This window comes from Shinella sp. WSD5-1, assembly GCF_963942435.1.
Classification (GTDB): Bacteria; Pseudomonadota; Alphaproteobacteria; order Rhizobiales; family Rhizobiaceae; genus Shinella; species Shinella yambaruensis.
The window spans coordinates 3,861,568-3,880,284 of sequence record NZ_OZ012596.1; the positions used below are offsets into that span (position 1 = coordinate 3,861,568).

Sequence of the window (18,717 nt, forward strand, 5' to 3'; positions counted from 1 at the left end):
AAGAGCGGTGCCGAAAATTTCGGTGGCGGCTAATGGCCCGCCGGCGCTTTCAGATAGGCGATGAGGTTGGCGATATCCTCGATCTTCCTCAGTCCCGCAAAGGCCATGGCGGTGCCCGGCACCATGGCCTTGGGCGACATCAGATACTCGGCGATCAAGGCCTCGTTCCACATCTTGCCGCCCTCGGCGAAGGCCGTCATGGCGGCGGAATAGCGGTAGTCGCCGACGGAGGCGACCGGCCGGCCGACGATGCCGGCGAGCGTCGGCCCGACGCGGTTGACCGGCTCGGTCGAATGGCAGGGCGCGCATTTCTTGAAGACCGTCTTTCCCGCGACGGCGTCGCCCTCCGCCAGGGCGGGGGCGGCGAGACAGAGGAACGCGGCGGCGGCGGCAGGAAGTCGTTTCATCATTTGTCCCCTCGCCGCCCGACGGCCGTCAATCGGCGTTCATGATGTCGTCCCAGTGGCGGCGGCAATAGGAAACGTACTTGTCATTGCCGCCGATTTCCACCTGCGCGCCTTCCCGCGCCACCTTGCCGTCGGCGCCGAGCCGGACGACCATCGTCGCCTTGCGGCCGCAATGGCAGATGGTGCGCACCTCGCGCAGCTCGTCGGCGATGGCGAGCAGCGCTTGCGAGCCGGGAAAGAGCTTGCCCTGGAAATCGGTGCGCAGGCCGTAGGCCATGACGGGGATGTGCAGCCGGTCGGCGACGCGGGCGAGCTGCCAGACCTGCTCCTCGGAGAGGAACTGAGCCTCGTCGACGAAGACGCAGGCGATCTCGCCGCCGCCGTCGCCATTCAGTTCCTCGACATGCTTGTAGAGGTCGTCGGCATGGTCGAAGGCGATGGCTTCCGAGGTCAGGCCGATGCGCGAGGAGATGCGGCCCTGGCCCGCGCGATCGTCGAAGGAGGCGATCAGGATCGCCGTGCGCATGCCGCGTTCGCGGTAGTTGTAGGACGCCTGCAGGAGCAGCGTCGACTTTCCCGCGTTCATCGTCGCGTAACTGAAATAGAGCTTAGCCATGATTTTCTCCGTCCCCGCCTCATGGCCCGGCAGGGCGCGATTTTCCAGTCGAAAAGGCCGGAAAACCACAGAAAACCGCGCGGCCCGCCTTCTGCGACATCCATGTGCAAAATTGCGAACAGGTCCGAAATTTATTGGACGTTTCAGGGGCTTCCGGCTACGCCAAGATGCTTGAAAGCATATCGTTTTGATGATTGGCTAAACCATCAGTTATAAGGGGAGCAATAAAATGAAGTCTGCATCGCCATTCAAGACCCTTCTTGCCGCAGCCGTCTCCGTCCTCGCGCTTGGCGCCGCCAACGTCTCGGCCGCCGAAGCCGAAAGCTGTGGCAAGGTTCGCTTCTCGGACGTGGGCTGGACGGACATCACCGCCACGACCGCCACCGCGACCGTTCTGCTGAAGAGCCTCGGCTACGAGACCGAGGTGACGGTCCTGTCCGTTCCGGTGACCTATACATCGCTGAAGAACAAGGACATCGATGTCTTCCTCGGAAACTGGATGCCCACCATGGAAGCCGACATCAAGCCGTTCCGCGAGGACGGCTCGGTCGAGACCGTGCGCGAGAACCTGGAGGGCGCGAAATACACGCTCGCGACCAATGCCAAGGGCGCCGAACTCGGCATCAAGGACTTCGCCGACATCGCCAAGCAGAAGGATGCGCTCGGCGCCAAGATCTACGGCATCGAGCCGGGCAATGACGGCAACCGCCTGATCATCGACATGGTCACCAACAACAAGTTCGATCTGTCGGGCTTCGAAGTGGTCGAATCCTCCGAGCAGGGCATGCTGGCCGAAGTCGCCCGCGCCGAGCAGGAAGGCACCCCGGTCGTCTTCCTCGGCTGGGAGCCGCACCCGATGAACGCCAACTTCAAGCTGACTTATCTCACCGGCGGCGACGACGTCTTCGGTCCGGATTTCGGCGGCGCGACGGTCTACACGAACGTGCGCCAGGGTTATGTCGCCGAATGCCCGAATGTCGGCAAGTTCCTGCAGAACCTCAAGTTCACGCTGGAAATGGAAAACCAGATCATGGGCAAGATCCTGAACGACGGCCAGGATCCGGAAACGGCCGCCACCGACTGGCTGAAGGCCAACCCGGCCGCCGTCGAGCCGTGGCTTGCCGGCGTCACGACCAAGGACGGCAGCGGCGAGGCCCTGCCGGCCGCGAAAACGGCACTCGGTCTCTAACAGGGAAGAAGGGGAGCGGGGAGGAGACCTCCCCCCTCCTCAGGTTGTTGACAGACCTCACCTCTCCCGCTGCCGTCATCCTCGGCCTTGAGCCGAGGATCCACATACCACGACGGCGATGGATGCTCGGGTCAAGCCCGAGCATGACGGCGGAGAGGTTTTCGGAACTTTGTCAGCGCTCTGTGGGCGAGAAGGAAACTTTCCCGCCCTTACTTCCCGCCGATAGTCGTTGCATCGTCAACCTCCAGACTAAGGCTTGCTGCCGTGGATTGGCTCACCGTCTCCAAAATTCCGATCGGCCCGATCGCCAAGGAAGTCGTCAACTGGCTGACGACCAACGGCAAGGGACTGTTCGACTTCCTGAAGGTCTTCCTGCAGGCCGGCATCGACGCCGTGCTCTTCCTGCTGCAGGGTCCGTTCTCCAGCGCCGGCGGCAGGTTCGGCTATGCGCTGTTCCTCATCGTGCTCGTGACGGGTCTCAGCTGGTGGTTCCGCCGCTCGATCGGCGTCGCCGCCTTCACCTTCCTCGGCCTCCTGCTCATCGTGAACCAGGGCTACTGGAAGGAGACGACGGAGACGCTGGCGCTCGTGCTGGCGGCGACCGGCGTCAGCATGGTCGTCGGCGTGCCGCTCGGCATCGCCGCCGCGCGCCGGCCGTGGTTCTATTCGATCCTCCGGCCGATCCTCGATCTCATGCAGACGATCCCGACCTTCGTCTATCTCATCCCGGCGCTGATCCTCTTCGGCCTCGGCATGGTGCCGGGCCTCATCGCCACGGTGATCTTCGCCATCCCCGCCCCGATCCGCCTCACCCGCCTCGGCATCATCTCGACGCCGCCTTCGCTGGTGGAGGCCGCGCAGGCCTTCGGCGCGACGCCCGGCCAGGTGCTGCGCAAGGTCGAGCTGCCCTATGCGACGCCGCAGATCATGGCGGGCCTCACCCAGACCATCATGCTCTCCCTGTCGATGGTGGTCATCGCCGCGCTCGTCGGCGCCAAGGGCCTCGGCGTTCCCGTGGTGCGCGCGCTCAACACCGTGAACATCTCCATGGGCTTCGAGGCGGGCCTGTGCATCGTGATCCTCGCGATCATCCTCGACCGTCTCTTCCGCGCCGCCGATGAGGGAGACGCCAAATGACCGAAACCGTCGTCTTCAAGAATGTCTCCATCATCTTCGGCGACAGCCCGCAGAAGGCCCTCGCCATGGTCGATGCGGGCAAGACCCGCGACGAGATCGGCGCGGAGACCGGCCTGGTGCTCGGCGTGGCCGATGCCACGCTGTCGATCACGGAGGGCGAGATCCTCGTGCTGATGGGCCTTTCGGGCTCCGGCAAGTCGACGCTGCTGCGCGCCGTCAACGGGCTTGCCCCCGTGGTGCGCGGCGACGTGCAGGTAAAGGCCGCAAGCGGTTCGGTGAACCCCTATACGGCAACGCCCAAGGCGCTGCGCGATTTCCGCATGCACACGGTCTCGATGGTGTTCCAGCAGTTCGCGCTGCTGCCCTGGCGCAGCGTTGCCGACAATGTCGGCTTCGGCCTGGAGCTTGCCGGCGTGCCGGATCGCGAGCGCAAGGCGCGCGTCGCCGAACAGCTCGAGCTCGTCAACCTCGCCAAATGGGCGGACCGCAAGGTGAACGAGCTGTCGGGCGGCATGCAGCAGCGCGTCGGCCTTGCCCGCGCCTTCGCCACCGGCGCGCCGATCCTGCTCATGGACGAGCCGTTCTCCGCGCTCGACCCGCTGATCCGCACGCGCCTGCAGGACGAGCTGCTGGAGTTCCAGCGTCGGCTGAAGAAGACCATCCTCTTCGTCAGCCACGACCTCGACGAGGCCTTCCGCATCGGCAACCGCATCGCCATCATGGAAGGCGGGCGCATCATCCAGTGCGGCACGCCGCAGGAGATCGTCAAGAACCCGGCCAACCAGTATGTCGCGGACTTCGTGCAGAACATGAACCCGATCAACATGCTGACGGCCGGCGACGTGATGCAGCACGGCGCTTCAAGCAATGGCGGCGTGACGGCGACCGCGGCACCGCAGACCCCGCTCGTCGACATCCTCGACGCCATGGCCCGCACGCCGGGCAATGTCGGCGTCGTCGACAACGGCACGGTCGTCGGCACGATCAACGCGCAGGATATCGTGAACGGATTGACGCGGCACCGCCGGCGGGGGTGACGGTTCGCCCCGAACGGATTAGATAGAGCAGCGCCCGCAACGGGCGCTGCTTTTTCATGGAAGGACGGGAGCAAGACCATGACCGAGAAGGACAGGCCGAGCGTCCTGCGCGAAACCGATGATGACGCGCGGCGCCTCGCCCGCACGCTGCTGCGCTCCGCCCGGAGCTGCGCGCTTGCCGTCATCGAGCCGGAAAGCGGCGCGCCCTTCGCCAGCCGCACGCTGACGGGCACCGACACGGACGGCACGCCGGTCATCCTCGTCTCCGCCCTTTCCGTCCACACCCAGGCGCTCCGGCGCGACCCGCGCGCCTCGCTGCTGGCGGGCGAACCCGGCAAGGGCGATCCCCTCGCCCATCCCCGCCTGACGGTGCTCTGCGAGGCGGAGGAAGTGGCCCGCGACAGCGCCGCGCATGCCGCGCTGCGCGAACGCTTCGTCCGCCGCCACCCAAAGGCGAAACTCTATGTCGATTTCCCCGATTTCGCCTTCTTCCGCCTCGTGCCGCTGCGCGCCCATCTCAACGGCGGCTTCGGCAAGGCCTTCGTTCTGACGGCGGACGACCTCATGATTCGCTCCCCGGCCCGCGGCGCGCTTGCCGAGATGGAAACCGGCGCCGTCGAGCACATGAACAGCGACCATGCGGAAGCGGCCGGCATCTATGCCCGCCACTATTGCGGCGCGCAGGACGGCGACTGGATCATCGTGGGGCTCGACGCCGCAGGCATCGACCTTGCCAGCGGCGACAAACTGAAGCGGCTGGAATTTTCACGCGAACTTGATCAGGCCACGGAACTTCGCGGGGAGCTTGCGCGTTTGCTTCGGGAAGCAAGGGCGGCGGGCTGAACCGTCTGCATTTGCGCGAAATCCGCTTGCCGCGCCTTTTTCGATAGGGAAGGCGCCTATCGCTATACGTGCAGGATACCCCCATTTCTGGCACTTGATGAGGGGTATTTTGTTTATATGCTAACAAGCGGATTCAAAAAATTACTTAATTTGAAGCGGAAACGCCCAAAGGAGTTTCAGATGGACAAGATTTCAGACGCAGAGCACGCGCAGGCCGAGGTTGCATCCGACTTTCTGTCCGCCATGGCCAACCCGAAGCGCCTGCTCATCCTGAAGGTCCTGGTCGAAGGCGAAATCGCCGTCGGCGCCCTCGCAAACCAGGTCGGTCTCAGCCAGTCGGCCCTATCGCAGCACCTGTCGAAGCTGCGGGCGCAGAATCTCGTCACCACGCGCCGCGATGCCCAGACCATCTATTATTCCAGCAAGTCCGATGCCGTGCTGACCATTCTCGACGCGCTTGAGCGCATCTACAGAGCCCCCGGCAACGGGGCGTCGGAAAAGAAGCTTCGCATCGCCTGATCGCCTCCCCGCCTATCCCGATCGCGACGCCCCGGCCGGAATCCGGGGCGTTTTGCATGGAATCATCCGCTTGACGGCCCCGGGCGCCTTGATACTTTGACCAGCGGGTAAAAATTCCATCCGCAGTGCCCGCCGGGACGGCCCCCGCATTAAAGGCCCAGCATTTCAAGGATCACGGAGAGACCGCATGTCCAACCGCCTCAACACCCCCAACGACCTGCGTGCCTTCTGGATGCCGTTCACGGCAAACCGGCAGTTCAAGAAGGAACCGCGCCTCTTCGTCGGCGCCAAGGACATGTATTACACCACCCATGACGGCCGCCAGGTGCTCGACGGCACGGCGGGCCTTTGGTGCGTCAATGCCGGCCATTGTCGCCCGAAGATCACCGAGGCGATCCGCGAACAGGCCGGCGAGCTGGACTATGCGCCCGCCTTCCAGCTCGGCCATCCGAAGGCCTTCGAGCTCGCCAACCGCCTCGTCGACATCGCGCCCGAGGGCATGGACCATGTCCTCTACACCAATTCCGGCTCCGAATCGGTCGAGACCGCGCTGAAGGTGGCGCTCGCCTATCACCGCGCCAAGGGCGACGGCGCGCGCTTCCGCCTGATCGGCCGCGAGCGCGGCTATCACGGCGTCAATTTCGGCGGCATCTCCGTCGGCGGCATCGTCGCCAACCGCAAGATGTTCGGCACGCTGCTGACGGGCGTCGACCACATGCCGCACACCCATTTCCCCGACAGGAACGCCTTCTCGCGCGGCGAGCCGGAACACGGCGGCGACATCGCCAGCGAATTGCAGCGCATCATCACCCTGCATGACGCCTCCACCATCGCCGCGGTCATCGTCGAGCCGGTCGCCGGCTCCACGGGCGTGCTCATCCCGCCGAAGGGCTACCTCCAGAAGCTGCGCGAGATCTGCACGCAGCACGGCATCCTGCTGATCTTCGACGAGGTCATCACCGGCTTCGGCCGCCTCGGCGCACCCTTCGCCGCGCAGTATTTCGACGTGAAGCCCGATATCATCACCACCGCGAAGGGCCTCACCAACGGCGTGATCCCGATGGGCGCCGTCTTCGTGACCTCCGAGATCCATGACGCCTTCATGAACGGCCCGGAGCACATGATCGAGTTCTTCCACGGCTACACCTATTCCGGCAACCCGATCGCCTGCGCCGCCGCGCTCGGCACGCTCGACACCTACAAGGAAGAGGGTCTCCTGACCCGTGCCACGGAACTCGCCTCCTATTGGGAGGAAGGCCTGCATTCGCTGAAGGATTGCCCGAACGTCATCGACATCCGGAATGTCGGCCTGATCGGCGCCGTCGAGCTCGCCTCCATCGCCGGCGAACCGACCAAGCGGGCCTTCAATGCCTTCCTCAAGGCCTATGAGAAGGGCCTTCTCATCCGCACGACGGGCGACATCATCGCGCTCTCCCCGCCGCTCATCATCGAGAAGCGCGAGATCGACGAACTGTTCGGCAAGCTGCGCGAGGTGCTGCAGAACAACATCTGATCCGGACGATCCGGCGGCGGTATGGCGGCTTCGGCCGCCATTTCCGTTCGCGTCAGAGCCGCCGCAGCCGTCCGGAATAGTGCACGACCTCGCCGATGACCGGCAGCCCGATCGGCACGTCGAAGCAGAAATCCTCGCCTTCGGCCCATTCGCGCGCCGTGCTGCGCGGCGCCAGCGCCAGCGGCATCGGAAGGCCGAAGACGGACCATCCACGCATCACCATCGCCAGGCCGGAGGCATCCACCGGCAGGTCGAAGGAAAAGCGCATCGGCCCGAACCGCTCGACAAGGCGTGCGCCGCTCTGGCTGAGTTCGCTTGAAAAGACATGGCCGGAAAAATCCCGCGTCCAGCACTCGACGCCATCCCTCTCCTCGAAGGAAACGTGCAGGTCGTGCTCGCCCTCCGGCGGAAAGCGCATGACGGCACAGACAAGCCGCGCCAGACGCGACCGTCCCCGCCGCACGCGTCCCCAGCCCGCGGCCCCGGCATCGCCGACAAGGTCGTGCATGTCCCGCACCGGCTGCGGCATCGTGCCGTAGACCGCACCGATGACACGGCGGTAAAGCGGCACATAGGGCAGGCTCTCGATCGCCCGATGGAGGGCGAGCCTTTCGAAGTGGGGAGCGAATTGCGCAAGGCTCATCTCGCCCGCCGCCGGTCGCGCGCCCGGCGCAAGGCGTCCCGCCGCGATGGCATCGGCCGCGACATGGGCGGCGATCGTCGGGATCTCCGGGCCGTCGCCATTTTCCGCGATCAGCGTCCAGCGGCGGAGGACCGGCGCCCCCTCGAAAAATCCCTTCACCTCGATCACCATGGCGGAACGATCCGTGCCGAAACGGGCGCTCAGCTTCTGCAGCGGCAGCAGCCATCGAGCGAAGGGCGAAAGCGAGCCCGGCCATCCCCATTTCACCGGCCAGCTCAAGAGCCAGAGCGTCAGCAGCTGAAAGGAGAATTCCGGTCCCGCGCGGAAAATGCTCGCCGGCCGGCCGGGCAGCGCCGCCGGAACGATATCGTGATCCGGCACATCCGCAAGCGCCACCAGCCGCCGGATGGGCGGCCGGCCGGCAACAGCGTAGTCCTGCCGGCGCAACCGGTGCCAGCCCGTCTCCTGCCGCCAGCGCCCGCCGCGCCAGAGGCGCACCGGCTTTCCGACATAGCTGAGGATCGCGGCCGCCACGGAAGCGCCGGCCGTCGCGCGGTTCGAGGCGCTGATCGACATCTCGACCGAGCACACCCGCTCCATGTCCCGTGCCAGCTCGGCAATGACCGCGCCCGAAAGCGCCGGCACGCTGGAGCCGCCCGAGACCACCACGACTCCGGCCGCCCGCGCCGCCGCATCCAGCCGTCCGACGCCGCAGACGAAGTCCCGCGCATCCGCAAGGTCGACATAATGCACCCCGCGCGCGATGCAGGCTTCCGCAACATGGTAGCCGCTGCCCTGAAAGGGTCCGGCCGCATCGATCAGCAGGAAGGGACGATGCGCCTCGAGCACGGGGCCGAGATCGCCGTTGCGATCGACGGCAAGCGCCGCTGCATTGGGCAAGCCTTCGGCGAGCCGCGCCGCCGCTGCCCTGTCGCGGCCCGCGACCAGCACCGCCCAGCCATCCGCCGCCAGCCGCCGGGACAGCCGGGACAGCCGGGCGCCGAAACCGCCATATCCGCCGAGAACGATGACCCGCTTCACAACACCCGGTCCGCATCCTCCGGCGCGGGGATCCAGCACGCGTCCCGTCGCCCGAACACCCGGTAGCGGTTGCGCGCCAGCCAGCGATAGGCGGGATCGCGCAGGAAGCGCGGGATGAACCGCAGCGCGGACAGCGCCTTCCACGGCCAGCCGAGCCCGGCATAGATCGCCAGCACCGCATCACTGTCCTTGAGCAGCCGGTCGCCATCCACGACGATCATCGATTCGGGATCGGCCGGATCGATGCCGAAGCGGCGATAGAGCGCTGCGCCGACCGCATTCTGCATGGAGGCAAGACGGAACCGCCGGGCGCGATCGTGCCGGAGCACGAATTGCGCATTGGCCGAGCAGAGAATGCACTCCGCATCGAAGACGATGATCGGGCCTGCCGCGTCGTTCCGGGTCATGTCCTCAACATAGGATGGCGGCGATGCGCCATCAATCCGCAACCGCCGGAGAAAGCCGCTTTTCATAGCGCCAGACCTCCAGATCGAAAGCCCCCTCCGTCGTGTCCAGCCGGTGGACGACGGTCGCGGCAAGGTGCCAGCCGCATTTCTCGTAGAAGCGGGCGGCGCGGTGGTTGCCGATCGCGCAGGCGAGCCAGGCGGTCGCCACGCCACGGGCGGCAAGGCGTCCTTCGGCATCCGCCACGAGCGCGGCGGCAACGCCCCTGCCGCGCCCTGCCGGCGCCACGAAAAGCTGGTCGAGCTCGTCATGCCGGATGGCGCAGAAGCCGAGCGGTGCGTCCGGATCGCCGATCACGCGCACATCCGCCAGCATGGCCGACAGGCGATCGGCAAAACTCTGCCGCGTGCGCAGGCTGGCAAGCGCCGCTGGAAGCACCGCCGCATGCGCATCCTGCCATCCGTCAAACCAGAGCTGCGCCAGCGCCGCGATCTCCGACGGTCCCGGTGTCCTCGTGGTCCATGCCGGCTGCATCCGCTTCTCCCTGAATGGCACGCCGCGATCTTTCAGTGCATGCCATTGTCGCAAGTCCGCTGCGTTCTTTCGCACGGCATGCTTTAACCGTGGCCGGATGGGCCTTGCAAGTCCGGCCCGTTTGAGGGCTATTCTGCGCGCCAGAAACCTTAAGGGCGAGCCCATGCCGACCACCACCCGCATAGCGAACGGCTTCCTGTCGATTGATGTCTCCTCGCTCGGTGCCGAAATGCAGTCGGTCACCACCCGGGACGGGGCGGAATGGCTGTGGAACGGCGACGCCACCTTCTGGACGGGGCGCTCGCCGGTGCTCTTCCCGATCGTCGGCAAGGCGCCTGACGATACGCTCCTCATCGACGGCGAGCCCCATGCGATGGCGCAGCACGGTTTCGCCAGGCGACGGGAGTTCTCGCTGGCCGCCGCAAGCGACACGCTGTGCCGCTACAGCCTGGAGGCCTCGGACGAAACCCGCGCCGTCTATCCGTTCGACTTCCTGCTCTCCGTCGAGCACAGCCTGGACGGCCCGACCCTCACCGTCGCCGCCGAAGTCGAAAACCGCGGCAGGACCGCCATGCCCTTCGGTCTCGGCTTCCACCCGGCCTTCCTCTGGCCTCTGCCCGGCGCGGCGGGAAGGCCGCATGCCGTGACGCTCGGCAATGCCGGGGAGCCGCGGCGCCAGCCGCTGGAGAAGGGCCTGCTGTCGCAAGGCCGCACGCCCTCGCCCTTTGCCGCGGGCCGGCTCCGCCTCTCCCCCGATCTCTTCGAGAACGACGCGCTCGTCTTCCCCGAAGGCGCGGACGACGACCTCGCCTACGGCGCCGAAGGCGGGCCGGCGCTGGCCTTCCGCTTCGAGAATCTGCCGAACCTCGCGCTGTGGACCAAGCCCGGCGCGCCCTTCCTCTGCGTCGAGCCCTGGCACGGCACGGCTGCGGAACTCGGCGGCTCGCGCGAATTGAGAGACCGTCCCTACACGACCGTGCTTGCCGCGGGAGCGCGCGCCCGCTTCGCCTTCACCGTCACCTTTCCCGCCTGAACGCGCAATTCGACGCGCCGGCCCTTCCCTCTTCCCGCCGCACCGCTAGAGTCTCCCCAATGGAATCGGGAGACTTCGCCATGACCGACTTGGAACGCTTCATCGATCAGGGGACCGGCCGGGAGCCTGCCGACATCGTGCTGAAGGGCGGGCAGTTCTTCGATCTCGTGACAGGCGACCTCGTCGCCTCCGACATCGCCATCTCGGGCGATCGCATCGTCGGCACCTGCGGCGACTACGAGGGCCGCGAGGAGATCGACATTTCCGGCCGCATCGTCGTGCCCGGCTTCATCGACACGCATCTGCACATCGAATCCTCGCTCGTCACCCCGCACGAATTCGACCGCTGCGTGCTGCCCTATGGCGTGACGACAGCGATCTGCGACCCGCACGAGATCGCCAACGTGCTCGGCACGGAGGGCATCGCGTTCTTCCTCGACAGCGCGCTGGAGACGATCATGGACATCCGCGTGCAGCTGTCGAGCTGCGTGCCGGCGACGCATCTGGAAACATCGGGCGCGGACCTGCCGATCGAGCGCCTGCTGCCCTTCCGCGACCATCCCAAGGTGATCGGCCTTGCGGAATTCATGAACTTCCCCGGCGTCATCCACAAGGATCCCGTCTGTCTTGCCAAGCTGGAGGCCTTCCAGGGCGGCCATATCGACGGCCATGCACCGCTGCTCTCGGGCAAGGACCTCAACGGCTATCTTGCCGCCGGCATCCGCACCGAGCACGAATGCACCACCGCCGAGGAAGCGCTGGAGAAGATCCGCAAGGGCATGCACATCCTCGTGCGCGAAGGCTCCGTCTCCAAGGATCTCTTGGCGCTGCTGCCGATCATCACCGAGCGCCTTTCGCCCTTCATCGCGCTGTGCACGGACGACCGCAATCCGCTCGACATCGCCGAGCAGGGCCATCTCGACTACATGATCCGCACCGCCATCAGCCATGGGCGCGCACCGCTCGCCGTCTACCGTGCCGCCTCGATCTCGGCGGCCAGGGCCTTCGGACTGCGCGACCGCGGCCTTGTCGCGCCCGGCTGGCGCGCCGACCTCGTCATCGTCGACACGCTGGAGACCTGCAAGGCCGAGATGGTCTTCTCCGCCGGCCGCAGGGTGGGCGATGCGCTCTTTGCGACGCGCCGACCCGTCGCGCCGGTCGGGCTCGACAGCGTCAAGGCGCGCCCGGTCAACGCCGCCCACTTCGCCGTGCCCGTCACCGATGGCGAAACGCCGGTCATCGGCGTCCTGCCGGGCAAGATCATCACCGAGCACCGCCGCTACCGGCTGCCCACCAAGGGCAACCAGACGACCGTCGATCTCGCGCAGGACATCGTCAAGGTCGCCGTCATCGAGCGTCACGGTAGGAACGGCAACCATGCCAACGGCTTCGTGCAGGGCTTCGGGCTGAAGAAGGGCGCCATCGCCTCGACGGTCGGCCATGACAGCCACAACATCTGCGTCGTCGGCGTCGACGAGGACGACATGGCGCTCGCCGCCAACCGCCTCGGCGAGATCAAGGGCGGCTTCGTCGTGGTGGATGGCGGCAGGGTTACCGGCGAGATCGCGCTCCCCGTCGCCGGCCTGATGAGCCTCGAACCCTACGAGACCGTCCGCGACACGCTGCACCACCTGCGCCAGGCCGCCTTCGCGCTGGGCGCGACGCTGGAGGAACCCTTCCTCCAACTCGCCTTCCTGCCGCTGCCGGTGATCCCGCACCTGAAGATCTCCGACCGGGGGATGGTGGACGTGGACCGGTTCATGCTGATGGGGTGAGGTTTGCCTTTCCGCGTTCGGCTCCTTCGCATAGAATAGACATGAAAGGAGCGCGACATGACGAAACTGGAGCAGATTGAGAAAAGCGTGTCTGAACTCAGCCCAGAAGAGTTCGACCGGTTTTCCGCATGGTTTGAAGCGCTTCAGGCGGAGCGGTGGGATCGGGACCTTGCCGAAGACACCGCAAACGGCACTCTGGACGAGCTCGCCGAACTCGCTTTGGCTGAATTCCGCAACAATCGGACACGCCCGCTTTGAAGCATCATGCCACGGACACGTTCTGAACGTGTTACGCGGCGGTGCCTTCTCATATACGCGAACAGGCCGACAGGAATTTCGCCCTCCTGAAAGCTAACCCCGCACACCCATCCCTGCAGCTCAAACCCGTTGGCCGCTTTTGGTCGGCCCGGGTGGGCCTTTCCTGGCGCGCCCTCGCCGTCAGGGATGCGGAGACCGACACTCTCGTCTGGTTCTGGATCGGCTCACATGCCGACTACGACCGGCTCGTCGGACGAAAACGGTAGAACGCTCCCAGAGGGGGAAATACTGGCAGACCGTGCTTCCGCACGGTCAGGAATTGCCGGAAACCCCTACAGCCGCACGCAGGCCATATCCAGCCCGTCCAGCTCGATCGTTCCGTCCTTCAGCTTCGCCCCGAAGCCGGGCACCGACAGCGGTGCGCCGAGTTTCAGCGACTTGGCCGGCACGAATTCGGCCTTTTCATGCGTCAGGTTGAAGACGAAAAGCAGTTTCTCGCCGCCCTTCTCGCGGGTGAAGGCGAGGATGTCGTGGTTGGAGTGCAGGAAGGACATGTCGCCGTCGTGCAGCGTCTCGTGTTCCCTGCGGAAGGCGAGCGTGGCCCGGTAGTGGTTGAGCACCGAGCCGGCGATCTTCTCCTGCACGTCGACGGCAAGCCGGGCGTGGTCCTGCGGCACCGGCAGCCAGGGCTTGCCGGTGCTGAAGCCGGCATGGGCCTCGCCGTGCTGCCAGGGCATCGGCGTGCGGCATCCGTCGCGCCCCTTGAAGGCCGGCCAGAAGCGGATGCCGTAGGGATCGCGCAGGTCCTCGAAGGCGAGGTCGGCTTCGGTGAGGCCGAGTTCCTCGCCCTGGTAGAGGCAGATCGAGCCGCGCAGGGTCGACAAGAGGGTGATGGCGAGCTTGGCGATGCGCTCGCGCTCCTCCGGCGCGCGGATGAAGCGGCTGACATGGCGGTTGACGTCGTGGTTGGAAAAGGCCCAGCAGACCCAGCCGTCCGTCACCGCGCGCTGGAAGCTCTGCACGCATTTGCGCACATGGTCGGCGGTGAAGTCCGGCCCGAGAAGATCGAACGTGTAGCACATGTGCAGCTTGTCGCCGCCGCTCGTATAGTCGGCAACGGTCTTCAGCGAGCGGGCGCCGTCGCCCACCTCCCCCACCGTCGCGCGCCCCTCGTATTCGTCGAGCAGCGCGCGGAACCGCTTGAGGAAAGCGACGTTCTCCGGCTGCGTCTTGTCGTAGCGATGGGTCTGCATGCCGTAGGGATTGACGTCCGGCGCATCGAGGCCGACCGCCTCGGGATCGGGCTCGTGGGGCGGGTTGTCGCGCAACTTCCTGTCATGGAAGTAGAAGTTCACCGTGTCGAGGCGGAAGCCGTCCACGCCGCGATCGAGCCAGAAGCGCACGGTCTTCAAAAGCGCCTCCTGCACATCCGGATTGTGGAAATTGAGGTCGGGCTGCGAGATCAGGAAGTTGTGCATGTAATATTGCTTGCGCACGCCGTCCCATTCCCAGCCCGGCCCGCCGAAGATCGACAGCCAGTTGTTGGGCGCCGTGCCATCGGGCTTGGGATCGGCCCAGACATACCAGTCCGCCTTGGGGTTGCTCCGGTTGGAACGGCTCTCGACGAACCAGGGATGCTGGTCGGACGTGTGCGAGATGACCTGGTCGATGATGACCTTGAGGCCGAGGCGATGGGCCTCCGCCAGCATGGCGTCGAAATCGGCGAGCGTTCCGAACATCGGATCGACGTCGCAATAGTCCGAGACGTCGTAGCCCATGTCGGCCATCGGCGACTTGAAGAAGGGCGAGAGCCAGATGGCGTCGACGCCGAGCGAGGCGATGTGTCCGAGCCGCTTCGTGATGCCCCGCAGGTCTCCCATGCCGTCGCCGGTCGTGTCCTGGAACGAACGGGGATAGACCTGATAGATCACCGCCCCGCGCCACCAGTCATCAGCCTTCTTGCGGGGCTTCGCCATGCTTTTTTCGCTCCGGTTTTCGGTTGTCTCCGGCAAGATGTAACGCGGCCCCGGCGGAGCGTAAACGGCCCGGGCCGCGATTTTTCGAAGGTTGACGCGGGGCCGGTCGATCGGGATGATGCCGGCAAATTCCATAGAGAAGGTTGACCCCATGACCGATGCCGTCACCCTTTCCCCGCAGGAAGCGCGCGACCTTGCCCGAACGGCGCTGATGCGCGTCGGCATGGTGGAGGCCGCGGCGGCGGCCCTCGCCGAGGCGACCGTGGAGGCGGAACTGGCGGGCAAGCCGGCCGTCGGCTTCAGCCATCTGACGGACTATCTCAGAAGTCTCGTGGACGGCAGGATCGCCGGCAAGGCCGAACCGCTCATCACCTCACCCGTGCCGGCCATCCTGAAATGCGACGCGATGGGCGGCGTGGCGCAGCACGGCTTCTCGATTGCGCGCGAAGAGCTTGCGTCGAAGGCGAAGACCTTCGGCATCGCCGTCTTCACCGTTTGCAACAGTTACACGACCGGGGAACTCGGCTGGTATGCGGCAAATCTCGCGAGCGAAGGCCTCGTCGCCCTCGTCGCGACCAACAGCCATGCCGTGCTGGCCGGCGCCGGCAGCCGCCATCCGGTCTACGGCACCAATCCCCTCGCCTTCGCCGCGCCGCGCGATGACGGCGGGATCCTGCTGATCGACCAGTCGTCGAGCGCGACCGCACTGGTCAATATCCGCGCCGCCGCCGCACGCAGCGAGCCCATCCCGGACACCTGGGCGGTCGATCAGGATGGGCGGCCGACGACCGATCCCTTCGCCGCCATGCAGGGCGCGCTGACCGCCTTCGGCGGCAGCCGCGGCGCCAACATCGCCCTCATGGTCGAAGTCCTAGCCGCGGGCCTTACCGGCGGCAACTGGTCGCTCGACGCCGCCGATTTCCAGGCCGGCGACACCTCACCGGGTGTCGGGCTGTTCGTCCTGGCGCTCTCGCCGCAGCTCTTCGCCGACAATTTTCCAGTGCGGCTGGCGCGGCAGGCGGACAGGCTGTCGACAGACCACAACGTGCACGTTCCCGGCCTCGACCGGGTGAAACGTCAGCGCGAGGCCGAAAGCGCAGGCATCCGCTTGCCGCAGCAACTCTTTGACAGTATTTCCTCTTTCCGGCGGAACTAGCCGGGAGGACCTTGGAACATGACGGCACGATTGCTCACGATCGGTGAATGCATGGTGGAACTGATGCAGGCCGAGGGCGGCCTCCTGCGCAAGAGCTTTGCCGGCGACACGTTCAACACCGCCTATTATGCCCGCCAGTACCTGCCCGACGACTGGAACGTCGACTATTTCTCGGCCGTCGGCACCGACATGATCTCCGACGAGATGCTTGCCTTCATGGATGGCCACGGCATCGGCACCGGATATGTCGCGCGCATCGAGGGCCGCTCGCCGGGCCTTTACATGATCCACCTGAAGGACGGCGAGCGCAGCTTCTCCTACTGGCGCTCCGTTTCGGCGGCAAAGCTGCTGGCACGCGACGGCGACCGGCTGCGCGCGGCCATCGACGCGTCCGACATCGTGGCCTTTTCCGGCATCACGCTGGCGATCCTGCCGGCCGAGGATGTCGAGACGCTGCTCGCCGAGCTGCGCCGCGCCAAGGCCGCGGGAAAACGCGTCGTCTTCGACCCCAACATCCGCCCGCGTCTTTGGGACGATGCCGAGCGCATGCGCGCGACGATCACCGCGGGCGCGCGCGCCGCGACGCTGGTCATGCCGAGCCTCGACGACGAGACGACGCATTTCGGCGATGCCGGGCTGGAGGAAACCATTGCCCGCTACCGCGCGCTCGGCGTCGACGGGCTTGTCGTGAAGGACGGCGCCGAAGGCGCGACCCTCGTCTTCGGCGAGAAACGCAGCCATGCGCCGTCCGCCAGGGTGGAGAAGATCGTCGACACGACCAGCGCCGGTGACAGCTTCAACGGCGCCTTCCTCGCCCGCCTCGCGACAGGCGCCGCACCGGAAGAGGCCGCCCGCTTCGCCGCCGATGTCGCGGCCGCGGTCATCCAGCATCACGGCGCGCTGGTGGCGAAGGACAAGCTGCCGGAGGGCTGAGGTCACCCGGGCAACGACTCCGGCCCCTCATCCGGCCTGCCGGCCACCTTCTCCCCGTAAACGGGGCGAAGGGGATATGCCGCGCCGGTTTCCCCAACTAATACCCGTTCGCGGGGCAAGTCCCCTCTCCCCGCTTGCGGGGAGAGGGTTAGGGTGAGGGGCAAACGCCATATCCGCCGAAAGGCAAAAGGGCGCTCAGCGCTTCTTCTTCGCCTTGTTCGCGAACGGATTGTCCGATGCGCGGAAGTGGATGCGGATCGGCACGCCCGGCAGGTTGAAGTCGTTGCGCAGGCCGTTCGTCAGGTAGCGGATGTAGGATTCGGGCAGCGCATCGGGGCGCGTGCAGGAGATCATGAAGCCCGGCGGACGGGCCTTCACCTGCGTCATGTATTTCAGCTTCAGGCGGCGGCCGGAAACGGCCGGCGGCGGATGCTGCGTCTGCTGCGCATCCAGCCAGCGGTTCAGCTTGGCGGTGGAAATGCGGCGGTTCCAGGTGCGGTCCGTGTCGATGACGGCCTGCATCAGCTTGTCGAGGCCGCGGCCCGTCTGGCCGGAAACCGGCACGGCGCGGATGCCGCGCGCCTGCGGCAGGAGGCGATCGGTCTTTTCGCGCAGATCCGCAAGAACGGCCTGCGGGTCGTCGATCAGGTCCCACTTGTTGAAGGCGAGCACGGCGGCGCGGCCCTCGCGCAGCACGAGGTCGACGATCTGGAGGTCCTGCTTCTCGAAGGGGATGGTCGAATCGAAAACGATGACGACCGTCTCGGCAAAGCGGATGGCACGCAGGCCGTCGGCGACGGAGAGCTTTTCCAGCTTCTCCTGCACCTTGGCCTTGCGGCGCATGCCGGCCGTATCGAACATCTTGATCGTGCGGCCCTTCCAGTCCCATTCGACGGAGATCGAATCGCGCGTGATGCCGGCCTCCGGGCCGGTCAGGAGCCGGTCCTCGCCGAGGAAGCGGTTGATCAGCGTGGACTTGCCGGCATTCGGGCGGCCGACGATGGCGACGCGCAACGGCTTCGTCTCGTCATATTCCGGCTCGAAATCCTCGTCCTCTCCGGCGCCCTCGGCAGCCGCCTCGGCGCGCACGTCGACATCGGTGACGGCCTCGTCGTCCTCGGGAAAGGCACGGTCCTCGCCGATCGCCGCGACGATGGCGTCGCGCAGGTCCAGCATGCCCTGGCCGTGCTCGGCGGAAATCGGCGTCGGCTCGCCAAGGCCGAGCGTGAAGGCATCGTAGAAACCGCCGTCGGAGCCGCGGGCCTCCGACTTGTTGGCGACGAGCACCACCGGCTTGCCCTTGCGGCGCAGCATGTCGGCAAGCGCCTGGTCGACCGGCGTCAGGCCCATCTTGGCATCGACGACGAAGAGCGAGAGGTCCGCCTCGTCGATCGCCGCCTCCGTCTGGGCGCGCATGCGGCCCAGCAGGGTATCGGGCGCGGCCTCCTCGAGGCCGGCCGTGTCGATGATGCGGAATTTCAGGTCGACGAGCCGCGCATCGCCGGGGCGGCGGTCGCGGGTGACACCGGGCGTATCGTCGACAAGCGCGAGCTTCTTGCCCACGAGCCTGTTGAACAGGGTGGACTTGCCGACATTGGGGCGTCCGACAATGGCGACGGTGAAGCTCATGGATGTGTTCCGTTTCGGTGGCCGGCTAAAGCAATTCCGGTAAAAGGGCGAAGCGGTCTTTCATCCGGAACTG

The 18,717-nt window shown here is 66.2% G+C and carries 19 protein-coding genes; 12 read left to right on the forward strand and 7 right to left on the reverse strand.

From position 1 onward, the window contains the following. Positions 1–29: 29 nt before the first annotated feature. Positions 30–407 carry a c-type cytochrome gene (locus AABQ55_RS18885; protein ID WP_244767071.1) on the reverse strand — a complete coding sequence of 126 codons (378 nt, stop codon included), beginning with the start codon at positions 405–407 and terminating at the stop codon, positions 30–32. A gap of 28 nt (positions 408–435) precedes the next feature. Further along, positions 436–1,023: a thymidine kinase gene (locus AABQ55_RS18890; RefSeq protein WP_272806110.1), complete on the reverse strand. Its 588-nt coding sequence runs from the start codon at positions 1,021–1,023 to the stop codon at positions 436–438. A gap of 229 nt (positions 1,024–1,252) precedes the next feature. Here AABQ55_RS18890 and AABQ55_RS18895 point away from each other — a divergent pair, with 229 nt between their 5' ends. The 6 genes from AABQ55_RS18895 to AABQ55_RS18920 all read left to right on the forward strand — a co-directional run bounded on the left by AABQ55_RS18895 (position 1,253) and on the right by AABQ55_RS18920 (position 7,261). Then, complete coding sequence (locus AABQ55_RS18895; RefSeq protein ID WP_244767073.1) at positions 1,253–2,212, forward strand: choline ABC transporter substrate-binding protein; 960 nt, start codon at positions 1,253–1,255, stop codon at positions 2,210–2,212. 264 nt (positions 2,213–2,476) lie between these two features. After that, positions 2,477–3,349, forward strand: a complete 873-nt coding sequence (gene choW / locus AABQ55_RS18900; protein ID WP_244767074.1) for a choline ABC transporter permease subunit — start codon at positions 2,477–2,479, stop codon at positions 3,347–3,349. Beyond that, entirely contained in the window at positions 3,346–4,386 is a 1,041-nt protein-coding gene (choV, locus tag AABQ55_RS18905) for a choline ABC transporter ATP-binding protein (RefSeq protein WP_244767075.1), read from the forward strand. The genes choW and choV overlap by 4 nt, the downstream gene beginning before the upstream one ends. Positions 4,387–4,464: 78 nt before the next feature. Further along, on the forward strand, positions 4,465–5,229 hold the full coding sequence (locus tag AABQ55_RS18910) for a HugZ family pyridoxamine 5'-phosphate oxidase (RefSeq protein WP_272806111.1): 765 nt from the start codon (positions 4,465–4,467) through the stop codon (positions 5,227–5,229). 180 nt (positions 5,230–5,409) lie between these two features. After that, entirely contained in the window at positions 5,410–5,748 is a 339-nt protein-coding gene (locus AABQ55_RS18915; RefSeq protein WP_244767077.1) for an ArsR/SmtB family transcription factor, read from the forward strand. 187 nt (positions 5,749–5,935) lie between these two features. Next, positions 5,936–7,261, forward strand: a complete 1,326-nt coding sequence (locus AABQ55_RS18920) for an aspartate aminotransferase family protein (protein WP_272806112.1) — start codon at positions 5,936–5,938, stop codon at positions 7,259–7,261. Positions 7,262–7,313: 52 nt separating this feature from the next. On the opposite strand, the gene AABQ55_RS18925 is transcribed toward AABQ55_RS18920, so the two are convergent. The 3 genes from AABQ55_RS18925 to AABQ55_RS18935 are packed head-to-tail and all read right to left on the reverse strand — an operon-like array spanning position 7,314 to position 9,884. Beyond that, positions 7,314–8,945, reverse strand: coding sequence for an SDR family oxidoreductase (locus tag AABQ55_RS18925; RefSeq protein ID WP_272806113.1), 1,632 nt, complete (start codon positions 8,943–8,945; stop codon positions 7,314–7,316). Continuing rightward, positions 8,942–9,352, reverse strand: coding sequence for a thiol-disulfide oxidoreductase DCC family protein (locus tag AABQ55_RS18930; protein ID WP_272806114.1), 411 nt, complete (start codon positions 9,350–9,352; stop codon positions 8,942–8,944). The genes AABQ55_RS18925 and AABQ55_RS18930 overlap by 4 nt, the downstream gene beginning before the upstream one ends. A 31-nt stretch (positions 9,353–9,383) precedes the next feature. After that, positions 9,384–9,884, reverse strand: coding sequence for a GNAT family N-acetyltransferase (locus AABQ55_RS18935; RefSeq protein ID WP_272806115.1), 501 nt, complete (start codon positions 9,882–9,884; stop codon positions 9,384–9,386). A 163-nt stretch (positions 9,885–10,047) separates the two neighbouring features. Here AABQ55_RS18935 and AABQ55_RS18940 point away from each other — a divergent pair, with 163 nt between their 5' ends. The 4 genes from AABQ55_RS18940 to AABQ55_RS18955 all read left to right on the forward strand — a co-directional run bounded on the left by AABQ55_RS18940 (position 10,048) and on the right by AABQ55_RS18955 (position 13,216). Continuing rightward, positions 10,048–10,917, forward strand: coding sequence for an aldose 1-epimerase family protein (locus tag AABQ55_RS18940; RefSeq protein WP_272806116.1), 870 nt, complete (start codon positions 10,048–10,050; stop codon positions 10,915–10,917). 80 nt (positions 10,918–10,997) lie between these two features. Then, the gene (ade, locus tag AABQ55_RS18945) at positions 10,998–12,692 is read left to right on the forward strand and encodes an adenine deaminase (RefSeq protein WP_272806117.1); all 1,695 of its coding nucleotides are present in this window, start codon (positions 10,998–11,000) and stop codon (positions 12,690–12,692) included. Positions 12,693–12,749: 57 nt separating this feature from the next. After that, positions 12,750–12,950, forward strand: coding sequence for a hypothetical protein (locus AABQ55_RS18950; RefSeq protein ID WP_244767084.1), 201 nt, complete (start codon positions 12,750–12,752; stop codon positions 12,948–12,950). A gap of 41 nt (positions 12,951–12,991) precedes the next feature. Further along, positions 12,992–13,216: a ParE family toxin-like protein gene (locus AABQ55_RS18955; RefSeq protein WP_272806118.1), complete on the forward strand. Its 225-nt coding sequence runs from the start codon at positions 12,992–12,994 to the stop codon at positions 13,214–13,216. Positions 13,217–13,282: 66 nt separating this feature from the next. Here the strand turns inward: AABQ55_RS18955 and bglA are convergent, their stop codons facing one another. After that, positions 13,283–14,926, reverse strand: coding sequence for a beta-galactosidase BglA (gene bglA / locus AABQ55_RS18960; protein WP_272806119.1), 1,644 nt, complete (start codon positions 14,924–14,926; stop codon positions 13,283–13,285). Positions 14,927–15,077: 151 nt separating this feature from the next. Between bglA and AABQ55_RS18965 the strand changes: the two genes are divergently transcribed. Both AABQ55_RS18965 and AABQ55_RS18970 read left to right on the forward strand, forming a co-directional pair. Continuing rightward, positions 15,078–16,082 carry an Ldh family oxidoreductase gene (locus AABQ55_RS18965; RefSeq protein WP_272806120.1) on the forward strand — a complete coding sequence of 335 codons (1,005 nt, stop codon included), beginning with the start codon at positions 15,078–15,080 and terminating at the stop codon, positions 16,080–16,082. A gap of 18 nt (positions 16,083–16,100) precedes the next feature. Beyond that, complete coding sequence (locus AABQ55_RS18970) at positions 16,101–17,015, forward strand: sugar kinase (protein WP_272806121.1); 915 nt, start codon at positions 16,101–16,103, stop codon at positions 17,013–17,015. Between the two features lie 195 nt (positions 17,016–17,210). On the opposite strand, the gene der is transcribed toward AABQ55_RS18970, so the two are convergent. Next, positions 17,211–18,644 carry a ribosome biogenesis GTPase Der gene (gene der / locus AABQ55_RS18975; protein ID WP_272806122.1) on the reverse strand — a complete coding sequence of 478 codons (1,434 nt, stop codon included), beginning with the start codon at positions 18,642–18,644 and terminating at the stop codon, positions 17,211–17,213. Positions 18,645–18,717 lie beyond the last annotated feature (73 nt).